Raw genomic sequence first — 345 nt, 5'->3', positions numbered from 1 at the left:
TTGAACTTCGCTCGGACCGGCTTGTCGCCATCGACCTCGGGCAGCCGACTTATGCCGTGGCGCTGCAGGCAGCGGTGCAGCGACGACCTGGTCAGATGTGGGATCGTCGCCTGCAGGGCATAGAGGCAGTCGTCCAGCGGAAGCAGCGTGTGGCGCCGGAAGGCCACCACCACGGCTTCTTCCTCAATCGTCAGCGTCGTGGACCTGGGCTCCTTCGGGCCGGTCCGCAAATCGGCCGTGGACGTCCGCTTGCGCCACTTGATGATCGTCTTCTGGTTGACCCCGTGGCGCCTCGCCAGCGCCCTCAGGCTCTCCCTTCGACAGGCTCAGGACAGGCTTTACTAT

General features: G+C 64.9%; 1 pseudogene. It reads right to left on the bottom strand.

The annotated features are described in order from the left end of the window. Positions 1-317 (bottom strand): annotated as a pseudogene (locus tag IFT82_RS20380) (IS481 family transposase); the annotation flags it as partial. Positions 318-345: the final 28 nt, after the last annotated feature.

Origin of the sequence: Sphingomonas sp. CFBP 8760, from assembly GCF_014841615.1 — a bacterium.
GTDB lineage: Bacteria > Pseudomonadota > Alphaproteobacteria > Sphingomonadales > Sphingomonadaceae > Sphingomonas.
The sequence above is the reverse complement of the archived record's forward strand: the minus strand, read 5'-3'. Positions and strand labels throughout refer to the sequence as shown.